Origin of the sequence: Streptomyces sp. CAU 1734, assembly GCF_039888735.1 — a bacterium.
Taxonomy (GTDB): Bacteria; Actinomycetota; Actinomycetes; order Streptomycetales; family Streptomycetaceae; genus Streptomyces.
In genome coordinates, this window is record NZ_JBDQQP010000006.1 from 222,689 (window position 1) to 248,190 (window position 25,502).

23 protein-coding genes and 1 pseudogene are annotated in these 25,502 nt (G+C 74.6%); 10 read left to right on the forward strand and 14 right to left on the reverse strand.

The window, feature by feature from the left end; translation table 11 throughout:
- Positions 1-74 precede the first annotated feature (74 nt).
- The 3 genes from AAFN69_RS13695 to AAFN69_RS13705 all read right to left on the reverse strand — a co-directional run bounded on the left by AAFN69_RS13695 (position 75) and on the right by AAFN69_RS13705 (position 2,832).
- The gene (locus AAFN69_RS13695) at positions 75-518 is read right to left on the reverse strand and encodes a universal stress protein (protein ID WP_347728721.1); all 444 of its coding nucleotides are present in this window, start codon (positions 516-518) and stop codon (positions 75-77) included.
- A complete protein-coding gene (locus AAFN69_RS13700; protein WP_347728917.1) occupies positions 515-1,777 on the reverse strand; it encodes an SLC13 family permease in 1,263 nt (420 codons plus the stop codon). The genes AAFN69_RS13695 and AAFN69_RS13700 overlap by 4 nt, the downstream gene beginning before the upstream one ends.
- Positions 1,778-1,971: 194 nt before the next feature.
- The gene (locus AAFN69_RS13705; protein ID WP_347728722.1) at positions 1,972-2,832 is read right to left on the reverse strand and encodes a PhzF family phenazine biosynthesis isomerase; all 861 of its coding nucleotides are present in this window, start codon (positions 2,830-2,832) and stop codon (positions 1,972-1,974) included.
- 318 nt (positions 2,833-3,150) lie between these two features.
- On the opposite strand from AAFN69_RS13705, the gene AAFN69_RS13710 reads away from it, so the two are divergent.
- A complete protein-coding gene (locus AAFN69_RS13710; RefSeq protein WP_347728723.1) occupies positions 3,151-3,459 on the forward strand; it encodes a LysR substrate-binding domain-containing protein in 309 nt (102 codons plus the stop codon).
- Positions 3,460-3,700: 241 nt separating this feature from the next.
- On the opposite strand, the gene AAFN69_RS13715 is transcribed toward AAFN69_RS13710, so the two are convergent.
- Entirely contained in the window at positions 3,701-4,312 is a 612-nt protein-coding gene (locus AAFN69_RS13715) for a maleylpyruvate isomerase family mycothiol-dependent enzyme (RefSeq protein ID WP_347728918.1), read from the reverse strand.
- A gap of 634 nt (positions 4,313-4,946) precedes the next feature.
- A complete protein-coding gene (locus tag AAFN69_RS13720) occupies positions 4,947-6,341 on the reverse strand; it encodes a phosphatase PAP2 family protein (protein ID WP_347728724.1) in 1,395 nt (464 codons plus the stop codon).
- A 117-nt stretch (positions 6,342-6,458) separates the two neighbouring features.
- Here AAFN69_RS13720 and AAFN69_RS13725 point away from each other — a divergent pair.
- Positions 6,459-7,043 (forward strand): annotated as a pseudogene (locus AAFN69_RS13725) (SLATT domain-containing protein); the annotation flags it as partial.
- Here AAFN69_RS13725 and AAFN69_RS13730 read toward each other — a convergent pair.
- The 4 genes from AAFN69_RS13730 to AAFN69_RS13745 form a co-directional block, all read right to left on the reverse strand.
- Entirely contained in the window at positions 7,003-9,279 is a 2,277-nt protein-coding gene (locus tag AAFN69_RS13730) for an MMPL family transporter (protein WP_347728725.1), read from the reverse strand. The pseudogene AAFN69_RS13725 and the gene AAFN69_RS13730 overlap by 41 nt on opposite strands.
- Before the next feature lie 412 nt (positions 9,280-9,691).
- Positions 9,692-10,303, reverse strand: coding sequence for a hypothetical protein (locus tag AAFN69_RS13735; RefSeq protein WP_347728726.1), 612 nt, complete (start codon positions 10,301-10,303; stop codon positions 9,692-9,694).
- A 298-nt stretch (positions 10,304-10,601) separates the two neighbouring features.
- Positions 10,602-11,810, reverse strand: coding sequence for an enoyl-[acyl-carrier-protein] reductase FabV (gene fabV, locus AAFN69_RS13740; RefSeq protein ID WP_347728727.1), 1,209 nt, complete (start codon positions 11,808-11,810; stop codon positions 10,602-10,604).
- Between the two features lie 160 nt (positions 11,811-11,970).
- Complete coding sequence (locus tag AAFN69_RS13745; RefSeq protein WP_347728728.1) at positions 11,971-13,395, reverse strand: MFS transporter; 1,425 nt, start codon at positions 13,393-13,395, stop codon at positions 11,971-11,973.
- Positions 13,396-13,457: 62 nt separating this feature from the next.
- Here AAFN69_RS13745 and AAFN69_RS13750 point away from each other — a divergent pair, with 62 nt between their 5' ends.
- The 3 genes from AAFN69_RS13750 (at position 13,458) to AAFN69_RS13760 (ending at position 16,029) form a co-directional block, all read left to right on the forward strand.
- The gene (locus tag AAFN69_RS13750; RefSeq protein WP_347728729.1) at positions 13,458-14,447 is read left to right on the forward strand and encodes a helix-turn-helix domain-containing protein; all 990 of its coding nucleotides are present in this window, start codon (positions 13,458-13,460) and stop codon (positions 14,445-14,447) included.
- A 418-nt stretch (positions 14,448-14,865) separates the two neighbouring features.
- Entirely contained in the window at positions 14,866-15,411 is a 546-nt protein-coding gene (locus AAFN69_RS13755) for a hypothetical protein (protein WP_347728730.1), read from the forward strand.
- A gap of 204 nt (positions 15,412-15,615) precedes the next feature.
- Positions 15,616-16,029, forward strand: coding sequence for a hypothetical protein (locus AAFN69_RS13760; protein ID WP_347728731.1), 414 nt, complete (start codon positions 15,616-15,618; stop codon positions 16,027-16,029).
- A gap of 131 nt (positions 16,030-16,160) precedes the next feature.
- Here AAFN69_RS13760 and AAFN69_RS13765 read toward each other — a convergent pair whose 3' ends face one another.
- Entirely contained in the window at positions 16,161-16,532 is a 372-nt protein-coding gene (locus AAFN69_RS13765) for a cupin domain-containing protein (protein ID WP_347728732.1), read from the reverse strand.
- 315 nt (positions 16,533-16,847) lie between these two features.
- Between AAFN69_RS13765 and AAFN69_RS13770 the strand changes: the two genes are divergently transcribed.
- Positions 16,848-17,144: a hypothetical protein gene (locus AAFN69_RS13770; RefSeq protein ID WP_347728733.1), complete on the forward strand. Its 297-nt coding sequence runs from the start codon at positions 16,848-16,850 to the stop codon at positions 17,142-17,144.
- 85 nt (positions 17,145-17,229) lie between these two features.
- On the opposite strand, the gene AAFN69_RS13775 is transcribed toward AAFN69_RS13770, so the two are convergent.
- The 3 genes from AAFN69_RS13775 to AAFN69_RS13785 form a co-directional block, all read right to left on the reverse strand.
- Positions 17,230-18,618 carry an MFS transporter gene (locus AAFN69_RS13775; RefSeq protein WP_347728734.1) on the reverse strand — a complete coding sequence of 463 codons (1,389 nt, stop codon included), beginning with the start codon at positions 18,616-18,618 and terminating at the stop codon, positions 17,230-17,232.
- Entirely contained in the window at positions 18,618-19,325 is a 708-nt protein-coding gene (locus AAFN69_RS13780; protein ID WP_347728735.1) for a helix-turn-helix domain-containing protein, read from the reverse strand. Before AAFN69_RS13780 ends, AAFN69_RS13775 begins: the two co-directional genes overlap by 1 nt.
- 97 nt (positions 19,326-19,422) lie before the next feature.
- Positions 19,423-19,842: a DoxX family protein gene (locus AAFN69_RS13785; RefSeq protein WP_347728736.1), complete on the reverse strand. Its 420-nt coding sequence runs from the start codon at positions 19,840-19,842 to the stop codon at positions 19,423-19,425.
- Positions 19,843-19,936: 94 nt separating this feature from the next.
- On the opposite strand from AAFN69_RS13785, the gene AAFN69_RS13790 reads away from it, so the two are divergent.
- Positions 19,937-20,587, forward strand: coding sequence for a helix-turn-helix domain-containing protein (locus AAFN69_RS13790; protein WP_347728737.1), 651 nt, complete (start codon positions 19,937-19,939; stop codon positions 20,585-20,587).
- Between the two features lie 480 nt (positions 20,588-21,067).
- The gene (locus tag AAFN69_RS13795; RefSeq protein WP_347728738.1) at positions 21,068-22,588 is read left to right on the forward strand and encodes an alpha/beta fold hydrolase; all 1,521 of its coding nucleotides are present in this window, start codon (positions 21,068-21,070) and stop codon (positions 22,586-22,588) included.
- Between the two features lie 118 nt (positions 22,589-22,706).
- Here AAFN69_RS13795 and AAFN69_RS13800 read toward each other — a convergent pair whose 3' ends face one another.
- A complete protein-coding gene (locus AAFN69_RS13800; protein WP_347728739.1) occupies positions 22,707-22,997 on the reverse strand; it encodes a hypothetical protein in 291 nt (96 codons plus the stop codon).
- 705 nt (positions 22,998-23,702) lie between these two features.
- Between AAFN69_RS13800 and AAFN69_RS13805 the strand changes: the two genes are divergently transcribed.
- A complete protein-coding gene (locus AAFN69_RS13805) occupies positions 23,703-24,809 on the forward strand; it encodes a hypothetical protein (protein ID WP_347728740.1) in 1,107 nt (368 codons plus the stop codon).
- A 192-nt stretch (positions 24,810-25,001) separates the two neighbouring features.
- Positions 25,002-25,487, forward strand: coding sequence for a histidine kinase (locus tag AAFN69_RS13810; protein ID WP_347728741.1), 486 nt, complete (start codon positions 25,002-25,004; stop codon positions 25,485-25,487).
- Positions 25,488-25,502 lie beyond the last annotated feature (15 nt).

The following is a 25,502-nucleotide window of genomic DNA, read 5'->3' on the forward strand; positions in this document are numbered from 1 at the left end:
ACCCGCACCCCGATCGGACCAGCGGGGTCACCGGACCGGCCGCCGCCCCCCCCGGCCCCGCGCCGCCCGGCCGCTCAGCGGGGCCAGACCAGCAGGACCGGGCCGGGCGCGTGGTCCACGACGAAGCGGGTCGCCGGGCTCAGACTGCGGGGTCCCGGGCGGCTGATGTCGCCGTCCCGCGCGCAGATCAGCAGTTCGGCGCCGACGGCGGCGCGGACGACCTCGTGTTCGACGCGGCCGTGGGCCCTCACCCGCTCCGCGGGCCCGCCGAGCCGGGCCGCAGCCGCCTCCAGCAGCTCCTCGGCGGCGTCTTCGGCCAGGGCCTCCACCCGGTCGCCGGGGTCGGGTCCGGGCCTGCCCCGGCCGAGCAGGCCGGCGAAGGCGCCGTGGGCGGCCTCGGCGACGTCGCCGCCGGTGACATGCATCAGGGTGACCCGGGCTCCGGCGCCGGCGTGGGGCCGGGCGGCGTCCACCGCCGCCCGCCAGGTGTTCTCGGTGATCCAGACGAGTACGGTCAAGGTCGGCCTCCGATCGCCCCCAGCATCGCCCACAGTGCCACAGTCGCCGCCACCACGGTGACGGGCACGGTCAGCAGGCCGAGGCGGGTGTAGTCGCCCAGCTCCACATCGGTCTTGTGCGCATGCAGGACACGCCGCCACAGCAGGGTGGCGAGCGAGCCGACATAGGTGAGGTTGGGGCCCAGATTCACCCCGATCAGCGCGGCGAGCACCGGGCCGGGGCCACTCGTGGCGAGGAGCGGCAGCAGTACCAGGGTCGCCGGCAGGTTGTTGATCACATTGGCGAGCACGGCGGCGATGCCCGCGACCGCCAGCAGCGCGGGCAGGCTCGAACCCCCGGGCAGCAGCCGGTCGGCGGCGGTGTTCAGCCCGTTGTCGACGACCGCCTTGACCACGATCCCGAGGGCGAGGACGAACAGACAGAACAGCGGTCCGGCGGCACCGAACAGAGCGGGCACGGTCGTGCGCCGCTGCCGCAGCGCCCGGACGGCCAGGGCGGCCGCGCCCGCCAGCGCGGCCCACGCCGGGCTGACCCCGGCGAAGGACGTCACGGCGAAACCGGCCAGGGTCAGCGCGAGGACGACCAGGCTGAACACCGGCGGCGAGGGCGCCGCGGCGGCCTCCGGGGCACGGACCGCGCTGGTGAGCTCGGCCCGGAAGTAGTAGCGGAAGACGGCGTACTCGATGGCGATGACGATCAGCCAGGCCGGGGCCATGAGCACGGCGAAGCGGGTGAAGGAGAGGCCGCTGGCGGCGAACGCCAGCAGATTGGTGAGGTTGGAGACCGGCAGCAGCAGCGAGGCGGTGTTCGCCAGATGCGCGGTCGCGTAGACGTGCGGGCGCGGGCGGGCGCCGACCCGGGTGGCGGTCGCGAACACCACCGGGGTGAGGAGCACCACCGTGGCGTCCAGACTGAGCACCGCCGTGATCAGTGACGCGACCCCGAAGACACCGGCGAGGAGCCGCACCGGACTGCCCCGGCAGACCCGGGCCATCAGATCCCCCGCGTAGGTGAACAGCCCCTCGTCCGCGCACAGCCGGGAGAGCACGAGCACCGCGGCGAGGAAACCGACCACCGGAAGCAGATCGGCGGTCTGTGCCCACGCGTCCGACGGGGAGACCGCGCCCAGCGCGACCACCAGGGCCGCGGCGGGAACCGCCGCGGCGGCCTCCGGCAGCCCCCGGGGCCGGACGACGGCGAACGCCAGCACCCCCAGCAACAGCAGGACGGACACGGTCTCGGCGACAACCGTACTCAGCACACACCTCCGGACTCACCGCTGCCACGGCACCTCCGGCCGGCGCATCCGCCCAGCATCGCATCAGCGGGTCCGCGGCCGGTGACCCCCCGCCCGCCCCGGGCCGGGAGCGGCCCGGACGCGCACGGGAGCCACACCGATGCCGGCCGCGGACACCGGGCACCTCGCCCCCTCTTGGCCGGGCCCGGCCGTGATCAGCCGGCGATCGGCACACCGCGGCCGGTCACCCGCACCCGGGCGTCGTGCGGATCCACTTCGATGGTCAGGTCGCTGGGCCGTCCCATGTCCTCGCCCTGCCGGATGGCGATGACACCCGCCGCGGCCGGGTCGAGCGTACGCAGATAGCCCCCGAAGGCTGCCGCCGCCGCTCCGGTCGCCGGGTCCTCCACGACACCGCCGACCGGGAACGGGTCCCGCGCGTGGAAGAGATCGCCGCGCTCGCGCCAGACCAGATGCACTGTCGTCCAGTCATGGGCCCGCATCACGGCGGCGAGGGCGTCGAAGTCGTAGTCGAGCTCCGCCAGCCGGGCCCGGGTGCCGGCGGCGAGCACCAGATGGTCATTGCCGGCGAAGGCGATGTGCGGCGGCAGCGCCGGATCGAGGTCGGCCCGCGCCCACCTCAGGGCCGACAGCGCGGCGTCCACCCCGGCGGCCGGCGCCGGCCGGGACCGGGTGGGCACGCTGGTGAGGGTCGCCCGTACGGCGCCGGTGCCGTCGGCCCGGGTCTCGACCGCGATCTCCCCGGCGGGGGTGTCGAAGACCAGCGCACCGGGGCCGATGCGTTCGGCGAGCGCCACCGACACGGCGATGGTGGCGTGCCCGCAGAAGGCGACCTCGGCGAGCGGACTGAAGTAGCGGAGCGCGAACCGGCGCCGCCGGTCGTCCCGCGCGGTGACGAACACGGTCTCGGAGTACCCGACCTCGGCGGCGACGGCGAGCATCCGCCGCTCGTCGAGCAGTGCGGCATCGAGGACGACACCGGCCGGATTGCCCCCGTCGGGACGGGAAGTGAACGCGGCGTAGCGCAGGACCTCGGAAGCTGGTGAGCTGGACATGGCCTCACCCTCCCGTCCGCACCTCATTGACGCAAACGATGAAATCGATGGTGTCGATCGACTTTCGCGATGGCCGGGGTGGGGCCCTGGACACCCGGCTGCCGCGGACCTTCCTCACCCTCGCGAGGACGGCCGGCTTCACCGTCTCCGTACAGGACAAGGCCCTGGACAAGGCCCTGGGCACCCGGCTCTTCGACCGGCTGCCCACCGGCGCGCGGCTCTCCGCGGCGGAGGATGTCCCGGAGGCCGGGACCCGGCTGTTCGCGGCGGGGCGCCGGGGACGGTCCGGTCGCCGAACCGCGCGTCCCCCATCCCGAGGTGGACGTCCACCCGCGGTCCTGCACCACCACCACGACCGTCGCCGTCGGCGAACCGCGGGCGGGCGCGCTCGACCGCGCTCTCCTGCCGGAGGAGCGGATCGACCACCCGGACCTCGAGACCGAACACATCGCCGCCCGGGCCCTGGTGCCGCTGTGCGCGCCTGGCCATCCCCTCGCCGGCCGCTCCCGGCCGGTGACCTGGCGGCGGCCGGCCCAGGAGAGTTTCTTCCTCCACGAGGAGGGGTGTTCCTCCGGCGGCCGGTTCGCCCGGCGGCTGCGGACGGTCCCGGCGCCCGGACCCGGCTGACGCGATTCGGCGGCGTCGAAACCACGCGATCCCGGGCGGCGGCCTGACTCGGCCCGATCATCCCGCCGCGCGCCCGTGGGGCCGGGTCACCGCGCGACGGCCGTCTCGACCGGCGAGCTGATCGGGGTGGTGGACGAGCTGTCCGGCTCCCGACCGGAGCGGCGGGGGCGGGGGAGCGGGTACCGGGCCGGCGAAGTGCCCGGGAGCGTACGCCGGTGCCGTGCCCCGCCCTGTACCGCCGTCAGACCGTCGCCGTCATCACGGCGAGCCCGGGACCGTCGAGCTCGTCCGGGGCCGGCTTCCGTCCGGAGACGGCGAGCAGCAGGGCGAGCGCGGTTCCGCGGACCTCCGGACCGGATCCGATCGACAGGGCCGGGCCGGCGTCCGTCGCCGTCAGCCGGACCCGGGCCGTCAGCTCCTTGGCCCCGCCGAAGGACGCCGGGGTACGAGCCTGGAGGCGCAGCGATCTGGCCACGGCCTCCGGCGGATAGGCGCGGGTGAGCCCCAGCGGCCGCCGGATGTCCTCGCCGTGGACGATCTCCTCGACGAGCCGGCTGTCGAGGGGCGCCGGAGGGGTCGACCGCCGTGACGCCACCCGGCGGAGCCGGCCGAGGGTCTCCTGCGGGGAGGCACCGCGCTCCCGCTCCACCCCGCGGGCGTTCTGGAGGTCGAAGTCGAAGCGCGCCCGGACGAGACCGGCCACGAAACCGAGACGCGTCGTCCGGGCCGTGTCGACCAGATGGGCGGCCACGTCGTGCACGGTCCACCCCGCGCAGAGCGACGGTCTGTCCCACTGCTCGTCGTCGAGGCGGGACAGGTCGTCGATCAGCGCCGCCCGCTCCGTGTGCACCATCTGCCAGACATCATTCCTCACGGCGTCTCCCTCGCTCACTCGCGGCGCCCGTACGGATGGGACCGGTGGCGGGGCGGAAAGTCATCGGCCGGGGAGCGGAGCCGGCGGGCCGGCCACCCCTCACCTCGGGAGCCCGCTCCGTCCGGTCGATCCGAATGTACGCCGACGGCGGCCGGGATCACGGTTCCGGCCGGGCCGCCGCCGCCCGGGCGGCGGTCAGCAGGCCGGACCGTGGGCGCGGAAGGGACTCGTCGGCGCCGGCTCGTCGTGGACCTCTCCGTCCGCCGGGCGCCGGAGCACCAGCGGACACGGCATGCCGAACTCCCCGCCCGGGAAGGTCCGGGGCCGGGTGGCGCGCACAGGGACCGACCGGGCGGGGTGCCGCGAGGGCGAACGGCTGGGGGACGGTTCCCGCTGACGGACCGAGTCCCGGGCTTCCGGGAAGCCGGCCGCCCGCGCACGGAGGAACCGCGTTTCGGCCTGCCCGGCCTGTGGTTGGCGCCCGCCCGTGGTCACACCGCCGTGCGATACGACTCCGGGCCCCCTGCCCGCGCGCGATCGGGCGCGGGCAGGCCCCGGCGGGGTTTTCCGCCCGCCGGGCGGGAGCGGCGCCCCTGCCCGGCGGGCCGCCGGGTCACGGCCGCTTCGCCGTTCCGCCGGCGGTTTCGGCGGACGAGAGCTCCGGCCTGACGGGATCGGTGCGCTGCTCCACCGGGGGCGGTGCCGGCGCCGGCTGCGCGTCCCACCGCCGGGTGGTCCGTACATAGAGGTGGATCACCGAGACCATCGCCAGAATGAGCAGGGGCCCGGACACCCATGGATGGCCGGCCATCTCCATCGACAGATAGCGGTAGGACACCAGGAACGCCGTGAAGACCACCGCTCCGTGAAGGACCAGCAGCACACCCGCGCGTTCCCAGCCGCGGTCGTGCGCGCGCAGCGCCGCCTCGATCGTGAGCGTGAACACCACACCCGCGACGAGGTCGACGCCGTAGTGGTAGCCGAAGCCGAGGGTCGCGGCGAGGGTGGCGATCAGCCAGAGCGTGCCCGCGAGCCGCAGCGGGCGCGGACCCTTGCGGGAATGAATGAAGATCACGACAGCCCACGCCGTGTGCAGACTCGGCATGCAATTGCGCGGGGTGATCTCGTCGAAGGGCATGTGCACCGGGTCGGTGATCCGCGGCAGTGTCTCCGGCCACAGATTGGCCACCGCCCACTGCCCGCCGTCGGGTCCATAGGCGAAGACCGGTCCGACCACGGGGAAGATCATGTAGATACCGGGGCCGAGCAGACCGATGAGCAGGAAGGTGCGCACCAGATGGTGGCGCGGGAACCGGCCCTCGGCTGCCACATGGCGCAGCTGCCAGACCGCGACGACGACCGCGGCCACCGCCAGCTTGACGTAGACCCAGTCGAGAAAACCGGCGCCGGCCGGTCCGGTGGCCGCGACCAGCCGGCCCACCAGCCAGGACGGACTGCCGAGTGCGTTGTCGGCGGCGGCCACATACTGGTCCAGCACCTCGGGGCGGGTCTTCGAGGTGATCAGCAGCCAGGTGTCACCGGTCTTCCGGCCCGCCACCAGCAGCAGACCCAGCCCGACGCCCTTCAGCAGCAGCACCCGCTCCGGGCCGGAGCGACGCGTCACGGCGAGGACCGCACAGCCCAGAATCACCCACAACGCGCCATTGCCATAACCCTGGTCGGCGTCGACCGCCCACCGGACGAGTGCGAAGGCGATATCGATCGCGGCCGCGGCGCCGATCGCGATGAACCGCCGGCGCCAGGTGAGCACCACCAGCATCAGCGCCATACTGGCGTACAACAGGGGCCCCGAGGCGGGGGCGAATATCGCCTCGCGCGCCTGATGCGCGATCGGCCCCGGCAGCCCGTACCGGCGTGCGGCGATTTCGAGAGCGGCCATGAATCCGAGGGCCACCGCGCCCCCCGCTGCCCACACGATGACTCGCGCCCGGCGCCGGGCATCGGACGCGGTCCCGCTGCCTGTTCGCGAGAAGAACCGCGATGTCATGCGTATCAATTGTTCAGCCGATTTGTTTTTGAAATTGAGTGAAATGATATTCGTCGCATCGGATGGCGGGTTCCAGGTGAGAGGCCGGCGATCGGGGTGAACGCCGTTGATCGGATCATGTTATCGAAGCGGGTTTCGGCGCTCCGGCCGGTCATCCGGCGGCCGGCCGGCGGGTCATCCGGCCCGTCATCCAGTGGGTCGTCGCGCGGGTCATCCGGCCCGTCATCCAGTGGGTCGTCGCGCGGGTCATCCGGCGGCCGGAGGGCCATCCGTCCTCGCGTGATCTTCCGCCCAACGGCCCTGTTCCCAGGGCCTGTCGGGCACCATGGTCGGGTGCCGATACGCAGATCCACACCACCGGAGCCCCCGGCCGGGGCCGACGAGCCCGTGCTGCAACACGCCCTCGCCGAATTGGCCTGGTTCGCGCGCACCCGGGACCGTGCCCGCCGCTGGCACTGGGTCACCGAGCTGAGCGCGCTGCTCGCCGGTGCCGCCACGGTGGTCGCCGCGGGCATCCAGGCCCCCGCGGCCGTCACCGCCTGTCTGGCCGGGACCACGGTCTTCATCGGCGGATTCCGGCAGGTCTTCAACCACACGGAACGCTATGTCCTCGCCTCGGAGGCCTGGTCCCGGCTGCGGATCGCCGTGCAGCGCTACCGCCTCACCCCCGAGGCCGACCGCGACGACGCCACCCGTCTGCGGCTCCTCGAAGAGGTCGAGGCCGTCGAGTCCACCGAACTCCAGAACTGGGCCGCCGTCCGGCGCGGTCTGGCCCCCGGCCCGATCCCCGGGGGCGAGATACCCCGCTGAGCCCCGCCCCGGCGGGGCCGGCCGTGCCCCGCTGCTCCTCCCCGGCCGGGCCGGGACGGCTGAGCTTCCCCGGCCACCAGGCGGTGCGCCCGATGTCCCGCACCAGCGCGGGCACCAGCAGCGACCGCACGACCAGGGTGTCGAGGAGCACCCCGAAGGCGACGATGAAGGCGATCTGCACGAGGAACGCCAGCGGGATGACACCGAGCGCGGCGAAGGTCGCCGCCAGCACCACCCCCGCTGAGGTGATCACCCCGCCGGTGGCCACGAGCCCGCGCAGGACCCCCTGCCGCACCCCGTGGCGCAGCGACTCCTCCCGGACCCGGGACATGAGGAAGATGTTGTAGTCCACCCCGAGGGCCACCAGGAACACGAAGCCGTACAGCGGCACGGAGGCGTCGGTGCCGCTGAAGCCGAGCAGATGCTCGAAGACCAGGGCCGAGACACCCAGGGTGGCGGCGAAGTTGAGACCCACGGTGGCCACCAGGAGCACCGGCATGAGCAGCGAGCGCAGCAACCCGATCAGGATCACCAGAATGATCGCGAGGACGACCGGCACGATGACCGCACGGTCCCGCTCCGCGGTGACCTGGGTGTCGTACTGCTGAGCCGCCGGACCGCCGACGATCGCGTTCGCCCCCGGCACGGCGTGCAGCGCCTCGCGCAGCCGGACCACCGTGTCCTGCGCGGCATCGCTGTCCGCCGCGTCCCGCAGTGTGACATCGACGCGGACCCGCCCCTCCACCACACGCGGCTCGCCGCCGCCGGGCCGTCCGGACTCCGTCAGAACGGCCGCGCCCGCCACCCCTTCGGTGGCCCGCGCCGCCGCCGTCACCCGCTCCGCCCGGCCGGCGTCGGCGATGACCACCGCGGGATCGCCCGACCCGCCGGGGAAGTGCTCGCCCAGCGTCCGCTGAGCCGAGACCGACGGCACGTCCTTGACGAAGATCTCCTCCAGCGGCACGCCCTTCGAGGTGAGCGCGGGCGCGAACGCGGCACAGACCAGCAGCCCGGCGAGTGTGCCGGCCCAGACCCTGCGGGGCGCGCGGTCCACCAGACCGGCCACGCGATGCCACACCCGGTGGCTCCCCGAGCCCCCGGCGCTCCGGGGCTTGGCGGGCCAGTACGCGGCCGGGCCGAGCAGCACCAGAACGGCCGGGAGGAAGGTCAGCGTGCTGAGCACGGCGCACACGATGCCGATCGCGCCGACCGGACCCAGCGCGCGGTTGTTGGTCAGATCGCTGATCAGCAGGGCCAGCAGACCCAGTGCCACGGTCGCCCCGCTGGCGGCGATGGCCCCGGTGGACCGGCGCAGCGCGGCGGTCACGGCGGCGAACCGGTCCAAGCCGCCGCTCCCCAGCTCCTCCCGGTAGCGGGCGGTCAGCAGCAGCGCGTAGTCCGTGGCCGCGCCGATGACGAGAATCGACAGGATGCCCTGCACCTGGCCGTCCACCCGCACCACACCGCGGTCGGCGAGCGCGTAGACGACCGCGCAGGCGAGACCGAGCGCGAGGACCGCGCCGGCGATGATGACCAGCGGCAGCAGCACGCTCCGGTAGACGAGCAGCAGAATCACCAGCACCGTGGCGAGGGCCACGCCGAGCAGCAGGCCGTCGATCCCCGCGAACGCCGACGACAGATCCGCCTGGCCGGCGGCGGGCCCCGCGAGCTGGACCACCGTGCCGGGTACGCGTTCGGCGGCTGTCCGGATCCGGTCGAGCGTGGCGTCGAGATCCTCGCCGAGGTCCGGCTGGAGCGGCACGATCGCCTGGAGGGCCGCCCCGTCCTCCGAGGCCAGAGCGGGCGACGGCCGGCCGCTCACGCCGGGCCCGGCGGCCAGTGACGCCAGCGCCCGGTCCGCCTCGCCCCGCTGGTCCGGGGTGACCCGACCGTCTCCGCCGGCCGTCCAGACGACGATCACGGGCAGCTTCTCGCCCTCCCGGAAGGCCCGCTGCGCCTCGATGACCTCGGTGGACTCCGCGCTCCGCGGCAGAAAGGCGGCCTGGTCATTGGTGGCGACCTCGCCGAGCTTTCCCGCGTACGGGCCGAGCGCGCCGCCTATGCCCAGCCAGACGAGGAGCAGGACGACGGGAATGAGCCGGCGGGCCCGTCGTGAGGTGGTGATCATCGCTCTCCCAGCGCGTCGCGCCGCGCTCCCGGCGGCGCGCGGAACCGAAGACCCGCCGCGCCGCACCTGCGCGCGACCTGATTCGGATGGCCGAGCGCTCTCGGCCGGTGGTGTGGCACCGTCGGAAACAAGCCGTCCGGCAGCCTTCCTTCGGGTTCCGCCTTCCGAACGGATGCAAACCCGGTGAATCCGGCGACCGGGCACCGACCCGGGTACGGAGCCCTCACGCATGCGATCATCCCGCGGCCGGTGGCTCCTCCGGCCGGCGGGGCTCGCTCACGCCTCCGGCTCAGGGCGTCCGGGGCGCACTCGGGCTCCGGCCGCCCGGCTCGTCGCCTCGGGAGCGCGTACGGGCACGGCGGCCGGTCCGCTCGGGCCGGGGGTCCCGGCACGGCGGGCGGGCCGCGGCGGGTCAGGGCCTGGGCAGGGAGATGGTGAACGCGGTGGCGGCGCCGTCGTAGTAACTCACGAGCCCGCCGGTTCCTCCGACGTCCAGCAGGAGCTTTCCGGTCACCGACTGTCCCGGTGCGTAGGTCGTGTCCAGATCGGGACCGCCGACGCTGTGCGAGGTCGAGGCGCCCCGTGCCGGGGTGCCCTCGTTCTCCCACTTGATCACGCCGGCACTGGTGAAGCCGGCCGCCTTGGGGCCCACGTTCTTGATGGTGAGCGTGAGGATGACGTACTGCCCGCGTTTCGGGGGGCTCGGCGCGCCGGCCTCGGCCGCCGAGACATAGCGGGCGTCCTCCGCGGTCACCTCGAATGTGGTGTGCACCACGGGATCCCCGCCGGCGCCGTCGCTCTCCGTGTCGTCCCAGCGGCCGGTCTCCCCCATCACCAGCTCGGCCGCCCCGCGCGGGGCGGCCGGCGACGGTGCGGGCGACTCGGCGGCGGGCTTCGAGGACGATGCGGCCGGCGGCCGGGAGACGAGCGGCGCCGCGGCATCCGGCTCGGCGGTCGTCGTACACGCCGTCAGAAACACCCCCGCGACCGCCGTGAGGACAGCCCCGCGTATGCGCTTGCTCATGATCCCACCCCGTGTGGCGCCACCCCGGCCGGGTCGCGCGTGCGCTCAGCGTAGATCACCCGCGGACCCGCGACCGGCGTGTTCCGGCGGCACCCGGGAGATCCCGCCCCCACCGGCCCGAATCCGGCGGCCTCGGCATTCCGGCCGTCCGGGTGCGACGGCTCCGCGACGCACCGCTCGCCGTCCGGGAAGACGGTGCCGGCCGGCAAGGTGTCCGGCACCGTCTTCCCGGACACCATGCCGGCCGGCATGGTCTCCGGCGGCGTACCGGTCGAGGAGGACCGGGCCCCGCCGGGTGTCAGGCGCCGGCGGAGGGCCAGGGGACATCGGTTTCGACGGCGGCGCCGTAGTCGATGCCGGGGACGGAGAAGCCGTACAGACGGCGGACCTCGTCGCCGAACCAGTCCAGGTCGGCGAGTTCGGCGACGGTGCCGCTGGTGGCTCCGCTCCAGCGTTCGGCGACGGCCTTCCGCACGGCGGGGTCGAGTTCCCAGGTGTCCAGGCGGACCCGCCCCTCGTCGTCCGGGTCGAGCGGGCGGGCGCCGGTCAGCCGGTCCCAGAGCTGCGTCAGCTGACCGACCGGGGCCACCATGGCATCGCCGAGGACACCGCGCAGCAGCCCGGCGTACAGGGCGATGCCCGGGATGGCGGTGGAGGACTGGGTGACGGCGGCGGCGTTCACCGAGGTCACCGCCCGGCCGCCGAGAGTCTTCGCGAGGCGTTCGTCCAAGGTGCGGGCGGTGGCCTCCAGATGGGACTTCGCCGCCCCGATGGTGCCCTGACGGTAGATCGCCGCGGTGAGGGGTGAGCCGATGTAGGACAGCGCCGCGGTGGTGAAGCCCTCGGCGAGCAGGGACCGGCCGTCCAGGAAGGTGACCCAGCGCTCCCAGTCCGCGCCGCCCATCACCGCCACGGTCTGCTCGATGTCGTCGCCCTCGGCCGGCGCGGTGGTGATCTCCTTCACCTCCGGGGCGCCGTGCTCGTCGAAGACCAGGGTCTTGGTGGTGTGCGGCGAGCCGATCGGCCGCAGGACCGAGGAGTGCACGGTGCCGGTCTCCGGGTCGGTGCGGCGGGGCGCGGCCACCGAGTACACGAGGAAGTCGAGTTTCCCCCCGAACCGCTCGGTGAGCAGGCCGGCGACCTGCTCCTTCACCGCGTCGCCGAAGGCGTCGCCATTGAGGAAGACCATGTCCCGCCCGTGCTCCCGGGCGAGCCGGGCGGTGGCGGCGGTGCGGTACCAGCCGGCCGTGCCGGTGCGCCGCCCGGGCGCCTTCTCGAAGCAGACTCCGATGCCGCGGATGCCGACCCGGGCCAGCCCCGCGATCGTGGCGGCCAGGCCGTATCCGGCGGACGAGCCGATGACCAGGGCCACCGGCCCCTCGCCCCCGGCGGGGGCCGGGTCCGGGACGGCCCGCCACATCTCCTCCACCAGCCGCCGGCAGCCGCCGGGATGGGAGTCGAGGAACAGGAAGCCCCGGCTCTTGGGGGCGATGACGCGTTGGCTCACGGTGTGATGTCCCGGGTGTCGTCACGGACAAGGACGCGGCGGCACTCTCGGCCACCCCGTGCCGCAAGTCTGCGGCCGGGCGGCGGCACCCGCCGGTCCCGGCGGGCACAACGATGCCCGGCAGGACTTGGAGGGTTCCGACCGGCCCGGGGCGGGACCCTCACACTCCTCGCGCACCGGCCGGGGGCGCGGCGCGGGGCAGCGTACGTATCGCCCGGACCGCGAACAGCGCCGCGCAGCCCGCCAGGCAGGCGCCCGCCGACACCAGCAGCAGCCGCTCCGGGGCGGCCAGGGAGATGGCCGGTCCGGCGAGTATCTGGCCGAGCGCGATACCGGATACCGAGCCGGCCAGCTCGTACGCGGAGACCCGGTTGAGCACCCCGGGCGGGGTGTGGGTCTGCACACTGGTCGCCCACATCACCGACCAGAACGCCAGGGCGCCGCCGCCGAGTACATGCCCCGCCAGCAGCACCGGCAGGCCGGCCCCGAGGGCCACACAGAGTGGCAGTACGGTGTACAGCGCCATCGCCGCCGTGCCGGCGGCCAGCGGCCTGGCCGGGCGCAGCCGCAGTGCCAGCAGGCCGCCGAGCACCGCTCCCGCGCCGAGGAAGGACACCGCCAGGCCATAGGCGTTGGGCCCGAGCCGGGCTCCGATCAGCGCCGAGCTCAGCGGCACCAGCGGGCCGAAGAGCAGCACTCCGAAGACCATCCAGATCAGGATCACCGCCCACATCCAGGTGCGTGCGCGGAACTCCCGCCAGCCCTGGCGCAGATCGTGCCGGAGCGTACCGCCGCCGGCCTTCTCCCCACCGGGCGCCTGCGTGCCGGCATCGTGCGGGCGGACGTCCTGCGGGCCGCCATCGCGCGATCCGGCGTTCGGCGATCCGGCGTCGTGCGTGCGGGCCTCCCGCGGGCGGCCGTCGCCCGGGCCGGGCTCCCGCCGGCCGGCCCTGTCCGGGCCGAGCCGGATGAGCGCCAGGCACACGGCGCTGAGCAGAAAGGTTCCGGCATCGATCGTGTACACGATGCCCGCGCTGGTCAGCCCGATCAGCAGTCCCGCGAAGGCCGGGCCGAGCAGATGGGCGAGCGCGTCGGCCACCTTGAGCGTGGCGTTGGCCCGCTGCGGCTCGCGGGCGACCAGCGGAACCATCCCGTTCGCTCCCGGCAGGAACATCGCGACGGCCGCACCCGCGAACGCCGCCATGGTCACCAGCAGCCAGAACGGCGGCCGCCCGGCGAAGAACGCGATGGCCAGGACCCCCTGGGTGAGCACCCGGAGCAGGTCCGCGCCGACCATCATCCGGCGTGCTCCGAACCGGTCGGCGAAGACCCCGCCGAACAGCACCAGCAGGACGAACGTCCCGGTCCAGGTGCCGAGTACGTAGCCGACCCCGGAGATTCCGTACAGCGCGCCGACGGCCAGCGCGGCGGCCACCGGCATCATCGCGTCGCCGAACAGGGAGACGGTGCGGGCGGTGAAGAAGAGGGCGAAGCGCCGGTCCCACAGCGGGGGAGGGCCGGGCGGCGGATCGGTTCGGGCGGCGGAGGCGTGTGTCTGTGTCTGCGAGATGGTCACACCACGCATACTGGTTTGGACCAATCGGCCACCCCAGTGTCCTGAACGACATGATGGGGTACTTTCGCGCCATGACGCCTCGTTCGCTGCCGAAGCCCCGCGCGCCGCACCGGGTGGTGGCCCTGCTCCGGGCCCCGCAGCCGGCCTTCCCGCTGGCCTGCGCCGCCGAGGTGTTCGGTGACCACAGCCCGGCGATCCCCGTCCGCTACGCGTTCGAGGTGTGCACCGGGGATCCCGGCCCGGTACGCACGACGGCCGGCCACGACCTGCTGGTCACGGCCGGTCCGGAGGCGCTGGAGCGGGCGGACACCGTACTGGTCCCCGGCTGGGAGCAGGAGCCCGGCACCGAGGTCCCGCCGGCGATGGTCGCGGCGGTCCGCCGGGCGCACGAGCGCGGTGCGCGCATCGTCGGCACCTGCTCGGGCACCTTCGTGCTCGCCGCCGCCGGTCTGCTGGACGGCCGGCGGGCCGCCACCCACTGGGCCAGGGCGGCCGAGCTGGCCGCCCGTTTCCCCCGGGTGCGGGTCGACCCCGCGGTGCTGTACGTGGACCACGGCGATGTCGCCACCAGCGCCGGATCGGCGGCCGGTGTGGATCTCTGTCTGCATCTGGTGAGCCGCGACCAGGGTGCCGCGTACGCCCTGCGGGTGGCCCGGCAGATGGTGATGCCGCCGCACCGCGAGGGCTGCCAGCTCCAGTACTCCGAGCTCCCGGCCCCCGGGCAGGTCACCGACTCGCTGGCCCCGCTGCTGGAGTGGCTGGCCGGACGGCTCGATCAGCCGGTGAGCGTCGCCGACATGGCGGCCCGCTCCCGGGTCTCGTCCCGCACCCTGACCCGGCGCTTCACCGAGCAGCTGGGCATCAGCCCCGGACGCTGGCTGCTGGACCGGCGGATCGCCGCCACCAGGGCGCTGCTGGAGGAGACCGACCTCCCGGTGGAGACCATCGCGCGCCGGGTCGGTCTCTCCTCGGCCGTCAATCTGCGGCGGCGCTTCCACGAGGCCCTGCGCACCACACCCGCCGCCTACCGGCGCGCCTTCCGTGTGGAGCGGGCCGGGTAGTCACTGCGGCGGGCCGGGGCGCCGGTCACACGGGCCGGGGGAGTGTCGGCGCCGGCTGATGGCTTGCGCCGACCCATCCGGCGGAACGTGAAGGAGTGCGCACAGTGACGCCCGAGACGGACCCGGCGACCGGCCCCGGAGAGTGGGACGCCGCGCCGGCACGTGCTTTCGAGATACTCCTCGCCGGGGAGCCGGCCGCCGACCCGGCCGCCGGGTACGGCGTGTACCACGCGTCGGACTCCTTGGACGAGTTCCTGTTCCCGAACTCCTGGACCACCCCTGACGCACTGTCGAACCGGGCGCCGAGGCATCTTCCGGATCCGGACGGTGAGTACCCTTTCTCCCCTTGGACGTGGCGGTTCGACCTGAGCGAGTCGCTGTTCCGTTTCGACGCCTGCCTGCTGACGGGAACGGGACCGTGGGGCGACGGCGGGCACAAGGGCCCCGGCCGTTCGGCGACACCTTCGTCACCGCGCTGCGGAGCGTCGCCCGGCTCACCGGGGACGGTGACGCGCTGGTGCGCGGCGCGGCACTGGCACCGCTCCTGGGCCGCCATGGGGTTGACCTGACGGGCGGCGCGGCGGCGGAACTGAACTGCTGGCTCACCGTGCTGCTGCGCGTCGCCACCGATGGCACGCTCCACGACGCGATGCGGGCCGCCACCTTCACCGAGCGCGGCCCCGGACATCTGGTGTCCGTTCACGACATGAACCGCGTCCGCGCCGCCGCCCGGCCCTGGGAGGAGAGGCTGGGCGCGGTCGCCCATCCCGCGCTCCGCGACCATCTGCGCATGCTCTGCCTCACCGAGGAGGACGCGCGGAGCGAGGGCGGCTTCCGCTGCGAATCCGGCGACTGGCCGTGGGCCGATGTGCCGGCGGCGGCGGGCTGTTCGGTCGTCGCCGGCTGGGGGTTCGGCGAGTCGCAGGCCGGTACCGCGGTCGTACGGCTGCCGGCAGCGCGCTGAGCACACGAGCGCATCGGGTCCCGCCCGGTGTTACCGGAAGGGCGCCCGAGCCTGTCGTGTCCGGCGCCGGCGGGCGGCGTACCCGCCGCGTCGGCCCGCTCCCGCGCGCCGTGCCGTGCGACTGCCGGCCGGTGCCGGGCGCGGGTAGACCTGGACCTCCGCCAACCGCGGGGCCGAGCAGGCCCGTACGCCGAGGAGAATGTCATGCGCCTGACCAATTTGTCCCGCTGCGCCGCGGCCCTCACCGCCACCGTCCTGACCGCGCTGGGCGCCGCCGCTCCGGCCGCCGCCCTGCCGCGGCCGGCCGGGACGGTCGATGTGCAGTGGGCGAGCGCGGACCCCGGCCATTACCCCTTCATCTCCGGAACACTCACCATCGGCGGGATCTACACCTGTACGGAACCGGCCGGCACCACCGTGCCGATCAGCTTCACCGCGATACAGCTCATGCCCGTGTCCATGCCGTCGGGCGCCGGTGATCTGCCGTGCGGCCCCGGAGTGGTGGACGCGCCCTGGAGCCTGACCAGTTACCCCACCGCCGATGTGCACTACGGATATGTCTCCGTGCTGGTCGCCTTCGACGGAGTGGCGCTCCCGGCCGAGGAGTTCTCCGCCTGACCGCACACCCGCCCGCGATCGCGGCGGCGGCCCGGCCCGTACCGCCGGACCGCCGCCGGGATCGGCGCGCGCGGTGACGGTGCCGCGGCGGGCGCGCGCGGTGAACCGCGTATGAGCTGTCGCCCCGGCTTCTACGAGGAGCGCGGCTTGGCGTAGTCGCCGTATCCGGTCCAGTCCACCGCCACGCAGGGTTCGTCCCCCACCACCCAGGCGTCATGACCGGGCGGGATCCGGATGAAATCGCCCGGGCCGGCCTCGGAGCTCTCGCCGTCGTCCATGACGATGTTGATACGGCCGCTCACCACGTACCCGGTGTGGGCCTCCTGGCAGCTGGGAGTGCCGGCCAGCGGTTTGATGTGCTCCGACCAGCGCCAGCCGGGCTCGAAGACCGCCCTGCCGACCTGTCCGCCGGCCGTCTCCAGAAGATCCAGCCGGCCCTTGCCGTCCACGAACGGTCTCGTCTCATCAGCGGAGTCGAAACTCCGGATCACCATTCCAGCCATGATCAACCGCCTCCCGGCGGGGCGCGACCCCGAGTCCAGTTCCAGCCTAAACCCGCCGGCGGCGGAGCCGGCTGTTCGCCGGTGCGGCCGGCGAGCGGGCGCTCCGGGAGACGGGGCGGGCCCGGGACGGCGCGCATGTGCCGGAGTGCGCTCACACGTTGAGATGAACTCTGGTGTGACGGGCGCGCATTCGCGGCATGAGTCGGGTGATGGGAAGGCCCGCCCGCCACATGCGGCCGGCACGGCGTTCCGCTGTCCTCGTTCCGCTGTCCTCGTTCCGCTGTACTCGTGATCGCAGAAAGCGAGATCTGATCCATGCCCAGACGTGTGCTCCCCCTGCTGGGAGCCCTGGCCTCGGCCTTCCTCCTGTCGGCAGCGGTCCCCGCCTCCGCGGCGGAGGGCTATCTCATCGTCAATGGAAGCGTTGTCCAGGATCCGGCCGGCTGTCTGAGGGCCGGCGACGCTCCGGCCGTCCTGAGAATCACCAACGCGACCACGGCCACCGCGGTGGTCTTCGCCACCGGTGACTGCACCGACCGGGAGACCGCCTTTCTCGTACCCGGCACCAGCGGGATCTTCTGGGGAGCCAGTGTCCTCATCGACGAGGGCTGACGGGGACTCCCGCACCGGATGACCCGGTGTTCCGTACGCCGCCGCGGACGGGACACCGGTCCGGGAACCCGCCGGTGCCCGCCCGTCACCCGACGTGATCGGGCTGCCCGGTCATCGGGCGGACGGGATCGGGGCTCCGGCCGCCCGCCGTGCCGGCGGCCTTCCCGCCGCCGGACACCCCGCGCGCCCACAGCAGGGCCGCCGCGAACACCACGGCCGCCGCCGGCAGCCAGGGCAGCGGTCCGGCCGGCAGCGCGGCTGCCGTCAGGCCCGCGGCCACACCCGCCAGTTGCAGCGTCAGCGACTGCACGGACAGCGCCGTCGCCCGCCCGGCACCGGTCACCCTGCGGTGCAGCAGATCGTTCTCATTGGGCCCCGCCGCGCCCAGACCGAGGTAGAGCAGACCGTAGCCGGTGGCCGCGAGCGACAGCGGAACACCGCCCGTGACCGCGCCGGTCACCCCGAGCAGCAGCAGACCGGTGCCGCAGACGCTCAGGGAGGCCAGTACCGCACGCTCCCCGCCGCCCGTCAGCCGTGCCACCAGCGGCGCGAACCGGCTGCCGATCGCCGAGCAGACGAACCCGGCGCAGGCGAGCCCGGCGAAGAGCACCGCCCCCGACTCCGCGGCGCCCGTCAGGGCCGCGGCCCGCCCCGGGACCAGCAGTTCCGCCGTGGCGAGTCCGCCGCCCGCCGCCGCCGCGCCGATCAGCACCCGGCGGACCACCGCGTCCCGCCCCCCGAGCCGCAGCCCCCCGGCGACCGTCGCCGGCACACCCCGGAGCACACCCGCCGGCGTCACGGACGGCCGCTCCGGTTCGCGGAGCGCGACCAGCGCATACGCCGCGAACACCAGGGCGACGGCCGCGCCGGCCAGCGGCGGCACGGAGAGCGGGAGCACCGCCCCGGAGGTCGCCTCGCGCAGCCACTCGCCCGGCTCCGGGCCGAGACCGAGCAGCCAGGGCGCCGCGCCGCCCAGCAGGGTGCCCACCGCCAGCGCGCCCGAGACCGCCGTGTCACCCCGCGCGAGCCCGGTCCGCAGCTCGGCTCCGGGCCCGTGCGCGGCCTGCACGGTGTCCACGTACCACGCCTCCGCCGGGCCGCTGGAGAGCGCCCGCGCCGCTCCCGTCAGCCCCATGCCGAGGGCGAGCACCCATCCGGTGGTGCCCAGGGCCTGGAGGGTGAAGGCGACGGCGTTCAGCAGACCGGCGGCGGCGAGGACGGCCCGGCGGCCGATGACATCCGCGAGCCCGCCGGTGGGCAGTTCGAGCAGCGCCGCGGTGAGGGAGTGCGCGGCGAAGAACCCCGCGACGGCCGTCAGCGCCATCCCCCGCTCGCCGAAGAGCAGCACCAGCGGCGCGATGGTCAGCCCCATGGGCAGCCAGAGGAGAGCGCACACGGTGGCGTAGCGGCGGTCCGCCCTCCGTACGATCGCGTCCGCCGCGGCGCCGGGCGGCGGGGGTAAGGGGCTGCTCATCAGGCGTTTCCGGCGGATTCGGCGGATTCGGCGGGGCCGGGCCGCTCGCCGTCCCCACCGCTCGCCCGCCCGGAATCCGGGCCGCCCGCCCCTGCCGCCCCGGCGCCGGGGGCGACGTCCGCCCGCTCCGGCGCCAGGGGCAGGGCCGCGGTGAGCACCACGACGTGCCGGGCGCGGGGGTCTCCGGCGTCCCGGGCGGTCAGCTCGGCGAGACATTCCCCGAAGACCCGCCACAGTTCGCCGACCGACTCGGGGGTGAGCCGGGGCAGCAGGTCGGCGATGCCGGACGGCTCCCGCCACTCCCGGCCCAGCCGCCCGGCCTCGACATCCGCCTCGTGCCGGTCGAGCGATGACATCAGATGCTCGATCTGCCGCCGCCGCAGTGCCCCGATCGCGGCCCGGCCCTCGGAGGACGAGCCCATGGCCTCATTGCTCCATGAGGTGACCAGGTGCTCCGCCCGCCAGCGCCGCTCCCGGCCGTCCCGGTGCACGGCCTCGGCGACGAAGGCGTACTTCGCCAGCACCCGCAGGTGATAGCTGGTGGACGCGGACGACTCACCGGTCCGCGCGGCCAGCTCGCTGGCGGTGGCCGGACCGTGCCGGCGCAGCAGGCCGAGCAGCCGGATCCGCAGCGGGTGGGTGAGCGCCTTGAGCGCTGCCGCGTCGCGCTCGGGATCCAGGACGCGATGGGTCTCCTCGCCGGTCATCCCCCGAGCGTAGAAGGAAGGCGAGACTTTCCCCAAGTATTTTTGCAGAATTTCTTTGGGAAAGGCGCGACCGGGGCCCGCCCGGAACGGAGGGCGGTCAGCCCCGGTCCGGGTGTGCCGGCCGGCCGGGGCGGGCGCCGCTCCCGCCGGCCGGCGCCGGCCGCAACCTCCCCCGGGCGACCAGTGCCGCCGCGGCGAGCACCACCACATTGGCGAGGCCGGCCGGGTACTCGGACCTGGCGAAGTGCACGGCCGTCCCGCCGGCCATGACGACGGCGAGACCGGCGGCGGCGAGCGGGGTCAGTACCGGGGCGATCGAGGTCGCGGCGGGGAGGATGAGCCCGGCCGCGCCGAGCACTTCGACCGCGCCGATGGCCTGCACCGCCCCGGGGGAGAAGTCGACCACCCACGGCATCAGCGGAATGAGCGACTCCGGCGACATGGCGATTTTCATGCCGCCCGCTCCGGTGAACAGTACGGCGAGGAGGATCTGAACGGCCCACAGAACGATGTTCACGGCACACTCTCCAGAAGTGAAGGGAACCCTGCGCTTGGTTGGCGGCGTCAACCTACCAGAACCGCAGTGCATCCTTCACTTGTAGGATGGGTGCATGACACCTGCTGAGGGCCGGGGACTTCGCAAGGACGCCGAGTCCAACCGGATGCGCATCACATCGGCGGCGCGCACCGTGTTCGCCGAGCGCGGGCTCCGGGCACCGCTGGAGGAGATCGCGCGGCAGGCGGAGGTGAACATCGCCACGCTCTACCGCAGGTTCCCGGAACGCGAGGCGCTCATCGAGGCCGTGCTCACCGACCGGATGAACGAACTGGCCCGGCTCGCCGAGGAGGCGTCGCTGGCCGCCGACCCCTGGGAGGGCTTCCGGGGTTTCGTCGAGGACGTCTGCGCCATGCAGGCCGCCGACCGAGGGGTGACCGAGGGCTTCACCGCCTGCTTCCCCGACTCACCGGGCATGGAGGAACCCCGCTCCCGCGCCCTGGCCGCCGTGGACGCCCTGATCCGCCGCGCGCAGGAGCGGGGCAGTCTGCGGCCCGAGCTGACAAGCGGTGACGTCATGCTGTTCCTGATGGCCAACGCCGGTGTGCTGGCGTCGACCCGCCAGGCCGCGCCGGGTGCCTGGCAGCGTCTGGTGGCGCTGCTGCTGGACTCCTGCCGCCCGGACCGCGCCGCGTCGGCCCTGCCCCCCGTGCCCAGCCCCGGGGAACTGCACGACGCGATGGTCGCCGCCCACCCCAGCCGCTGAACGGGACTTTGATCCGGCGCCGGCATGGGGTCGTTGGGCGGGCAGACGCCCCAGCGCATCGTCTCGGGCGCGGTGGCGGGCGCCGTCCCCGGGCGTCCCCGCCGCCGGCGGCCCGCGCCATGGAGGCGGTGCCCGCCGTGACGAAGCTCGACCTCGCCGCGCTCCGGCGGGCCCACGCGGGCGGACAGCGCGGCCCCGCGACGGCTCCCGCGCACCCCCGGCCGTCCGCGGCGCCTCGCGCCGGTCCCGGGTGATCGAGGACGGCGCCACCGGAAGCCGGCCCGGCGGCGCGCACCGGACGGCCGGTCGCCGACTCCCCGGCGACGGCCTTCACCCGCCCGGAAACGGGTGCGCCGGATGACCGCCGGACGTGGGTCCGGCCGGGGCCGGCTCGGCGTCGAGCCCGCGACCGGGCCGGGATTACGCCCCCATCATCTGGCCGTCAAGGCGTCATCACACCGGGCCGACACAGTGACGCCCATGAACACGAGCAACCCGATCACATGTGTGAGCAGGAAACCGGGCGGGACACCGAGCCCGGCCCGGGGGACGGGCAGCCGCGTCCTGTCCGTACTCGTCGCACTCTCGGCCTCCGCCGCGCTGGCCGCGCCCGCCGCTGTCGCCACCCCCGGCGCCGGGGACGCCCGGAGGACGGCGCCCGCCACCGCGCCCGAGACGATGCGCTGGGGCGTCTGCCCGCCCAACGACCCCATGCCGGCGCCCGGCCCGGCGGTGCAGTGCGCGACGATCAAGGTCCCGGTGGACTGGTCGAAGCCGCAGGGCCCCCGGACGAGCGTCTTCGTCGCCCGCCATCGCGCCGCCGACCCCGCCCGGCGCATCGGCGTCCTGATGACGAACCCCGGCGGACCGGGCAACCCCGGTGCCGACACCGCGATGTACGCGGACCGGGAGTTCTCCCCCGAGCTGCTGAAGCGCTTCGACGTGGTCTCCTTCGACCCGCGCGGCATCGGCCGAAGCGAGGGGATCCGCTGTGACGAGACCCTCGCCGCCAAGATCCCCGACCGCCCCCGCGACGCCGCGGAGTTCGAACAGCTCCGCACCCTGAACGGCAAGCTGGCGAAGAGCTGTCTGCGGCAGATGGGCCCGCTCGCCGACCACATGGACACCGAGAGCGTCGCCCGCGACACGGACGCGATCCGCGCCTCCCTCGGAGAACGCCGGATCAGTTTCCTGGGGACCTCCTACGGCACCTCCATCGGTGAGCGGTACGCACGCCTCTTCCCCGACCGGCTCCGCGCGCTGGCACTCGACAGCGCCGTGGACCCGGCCGGGGCGGGCGCCGAGCGGTTCCTCACCGACGGCAGTGTCGCCGTCAACGACATCTTCAAACGGCTCCTGGCCGACTGCGAGACGGACACGTCCTGTGTTCTGAAGGGCCGGAAGCTGATCTCCGTCACCCAGGAGCTGTTCGCCCGGGCCGACGCCGGCACACTCATGGAGCCGGGCCCCGGCGGGCCCACCCGGCGGAGCGTCGACGGCGACCGGCTGGTGGCCGGCCTCTACGCCAACCTCCGTGCCTACCTGCCGGGACCCGCGACGGAGTTCCTCGGCAAGCTGCACAGCGGCAAGGGCGAGGTCCATCTGGGCGAACTCGGATCCGACCTCGCCTGGCAGCTGGTGCTGTGCCGCGACGGCGATCTGCGGATCCGCGACTTCGCCGAGTACCGGGCGATCCGGGAGCGGGTCGCGAAGGCCGCCCCGTACATCCGCTACAGCTCCCAGTCCCTGGACATGATCCTCGGCTGCCAGGGATGGCTGCCGCCCAAGCCCGCGTCCGGGCGGGCGCCGGGCGCCCTGCCGCCGGTCCTCGTGGTCAACGCCCTGCACGACGCGGCGACCCCGCTGGCGGGCGCCCGGCGCATGGCCGCGGCCTTCCCCCGGGCGTCCCTGCTCACCGTGGACACCGTGGGCCACGGGATGTACGACCTCCCGGAGCCGAGGCGGGCGATCGACACCTATCTGAGCACCCGCCGGAACTGAGCCGGACCGCCGGTGCACGGGCAAGGGGCCGGTCCGGACCGGCGGTTCGCCCGCCGGTCCGGACCGGCCCCGCGCCGGCCGGCCGCCGGGTGAATCCCGGAACACCGCGGCGGGGGACTCACTCCCACACGTCGATCTCCCGCAGGCACGGAGTGATCGCCTTCTTCCTGTCGTCGCTCGTCCATGCCCGCGCCGTGCCGCCGGCGCAGTTCTCCGCGCCGACCGAGGCCACCTTGTACGCCTTGTCCCAGGGGACGGGGTGAGCGCACGGCCGGACACGGGAACTCCCCTCCCCGCCGTCCTCGACACGGACGCGGTCGCCCGCCCCCGCCGTGAGGATGTCCTCCGAGCGGACCGTCGAGCAGAGCGCGACCCGATGATCAGGACGATGCCGATCCAGCCGGGACACCCCGCCCCGTCGTCGTCGTCCTCCGGACGGACGGACGGACGGACGGTGCGGGAGCGGGCGCGGGCGCGTCCTTCGCGGCGGGCCGGGGAGCGGGCTTCGCACCCGCCCCCGGCCGGGACTTCGCGGGCCCCTTCGCCGTTCCCTCGGCGGAGCCCTTCGCCGCCCGCGAAGGGCGTGGCTTCGGCTCTGTCCCGGCCCCCGGCTTCGGACTCCCGGCCGGTACGCGCGGCCCCGGTACCTTCTTCACGGAATTGACGCGGAGGAGCACCCGCCCCGGAACAGATGTGAGATTCCCCGGGGGCAGACGATTTGACGGAGCGAAAGGCAACCCGGCGGCCGGATTCGCCATGTATTCCGGTGTCGGCGCGAACACACCGCTCACCTCGTTCGGGCGGTGGTGCCCGGCCGACGGACAGCACGGTGCGCGACGCGGCGCACACTCCGACCACTCCGTTCACTCCGAGGTTCCTGTGCACACCCACTCGCCCGGAACGCCCCGGCAGGGCTTCCCGGACCCCGCCGCTCCCGACACCGTCCGGGGGTGCCCGTGACCACCCGGCCCCGGCGCGCGGCCCGTTCGACCCGGCCCTTCCCCCGCCCGGCCGGAAGTTCCTCCCCGTCCTCACCGGCGCCGCGGCGGCCGCGGCCGTGTTCGCCGGGCTGCCGGACCGGACGAGCCGCCGCACTCCGGCCCGGGAGGCGGGCATGACCGGCCGGGACTTCACCGAGCTCATCCGCGCCCGCGCCGCGTACCGCGGCCGGGTCCGTGCCCTGACGGCCTTTCTCGCCGACCCGGCCGTCCCCGCCCTGGTGGACCACGCCCTGGCCGGCGCGGGAGAGGCCGCGGGGGCGGGGTGCCGCGCACCGGCGGTCACCCTCAGCCCCGACCGGCGGCGCGTCGCGGTCCTGATCGCCGGGCACGGCCCCCGCGCGGCCGTGTTCCCCTGGCGCGAGGCCGGCCGCGAGATGAACGACTGGACCTGGACGGCGGACGCGGCGGCGCTCACACCCGCCGCGCCCGACCGCCCGTCCCTGCCGCTCGTCGTCGGTGCCGACCGGCTGACGGGCGGCACCGTGGTCGCCGACTGGACCGCCGGCCCGCCCGCCGTGAGCCTGGAGGGCGACACCCGGGTGGCCCGCAGTGTCCTCCAGGCGCTGGCGGCGCAGCTCGACCTGTTCCCCGGCGGACCGGCGGTGGAGGTCGCGCGAGGTGTGCATCCGCACTACCCGGGGCGGGAACTCGACGTGATCCTCGACGACCTGAGGGCCGCCGCGGCGTACGGCCCCGGCGGCGGTACGGCCGCGTACGGATCCGGCGGCGAAGCGGCCGGCCCGCCGGTGGTCCTGGTCTGCTGGGCGCCCACCGGCGACCAGCGGCGGCGGCTGGCGGATCTGTGTGCCGGGGGCCGGGTCCGCGCCCTCATCGGCGGCGAGCCGGCCGGGAAGTGCTGGCGCCTGCACGCGGAACCGTCCGGGCGGCTGCTCGGCCCGGACCCCGGTATCGATGTCGAGGCCGCCGCGCTCAGCACGGCCGTCAGCACCGCGATCAAGGGCTTCCACCGGGGCGCCACCGGCTGGTGGGTCCCCCGCGCGGAACCGGCCGTCCCGAGCGGTGGCGGTGCCGTCGCCGACGGCCGGTACGAGACGGGCCGGACCCGGCCCGTACCACCCGTTCTGCCCCGGCGCGCGACACGGCTCGAACCGCGTGCGGAGCCCGAGCGGACCACCGGGCCGCGCCGCCCGTCGGAGCCCGCCGCGGGGCCGGACGCCGGGGAGTTCGACGCGTTCGCCCCCCGGACACCGGCGCGGTGAGACGGCGGCCCGGCCCCGTACCGCCCTCGGGGGCCGGGCCGCCCAGCCGGGGCGGCCGGCCCGCCCGGGCCGCGCCGACGCGTCGTGCAATGCCCCCCGTTCACCTCCGGGCCCGCGTACGCTGCCTGGGGGCCCGGCACCGCGGGCCGACCCACCCGCCGTGGCCGTGGCGGCCGAAGGAGGTCCGGGGACGTGTCCGAACACCGTCTGGTCACACTGCCCTTCACCGACGCCGAGCGCTGCCGGGCGGCATTCACCGACGCCGAGAACCTGCCCGGACTGCACCAGTCCGCGATCATCGAACGCGCCGCCGACGGCACCCTCGACATCCCCGAGAACCATGTCGTCGGCACCGGGACGGCCACGGTCGGTGCGAGTGCGGGCGGCGGCCTCATCGGGCTGCTGGGCGGCCCCATCGGCGTCTTCGTCGGTGTGACCGCCGGAGCCCTGCTGGGCGAGGCGGCCGAGGCGCGGCGCGAGACGGAGGGCACCGCCGGGCTCATCGTCCTCAGCGCCGGCGTCCCCGACGGCACCTCCACGCTCGTCCTCGACATCAGGGAGGCCTCGGACCGGCCCGTCGACGAACTGGCCGCACGCCATGGAACCACCGCACACCGCGAGTCCGCCGCGGCTTTCACCGCCCGGGTCCGCAAGGCATGGAAATCCGCCGACTCCTGACGATCCGCCGGCCTC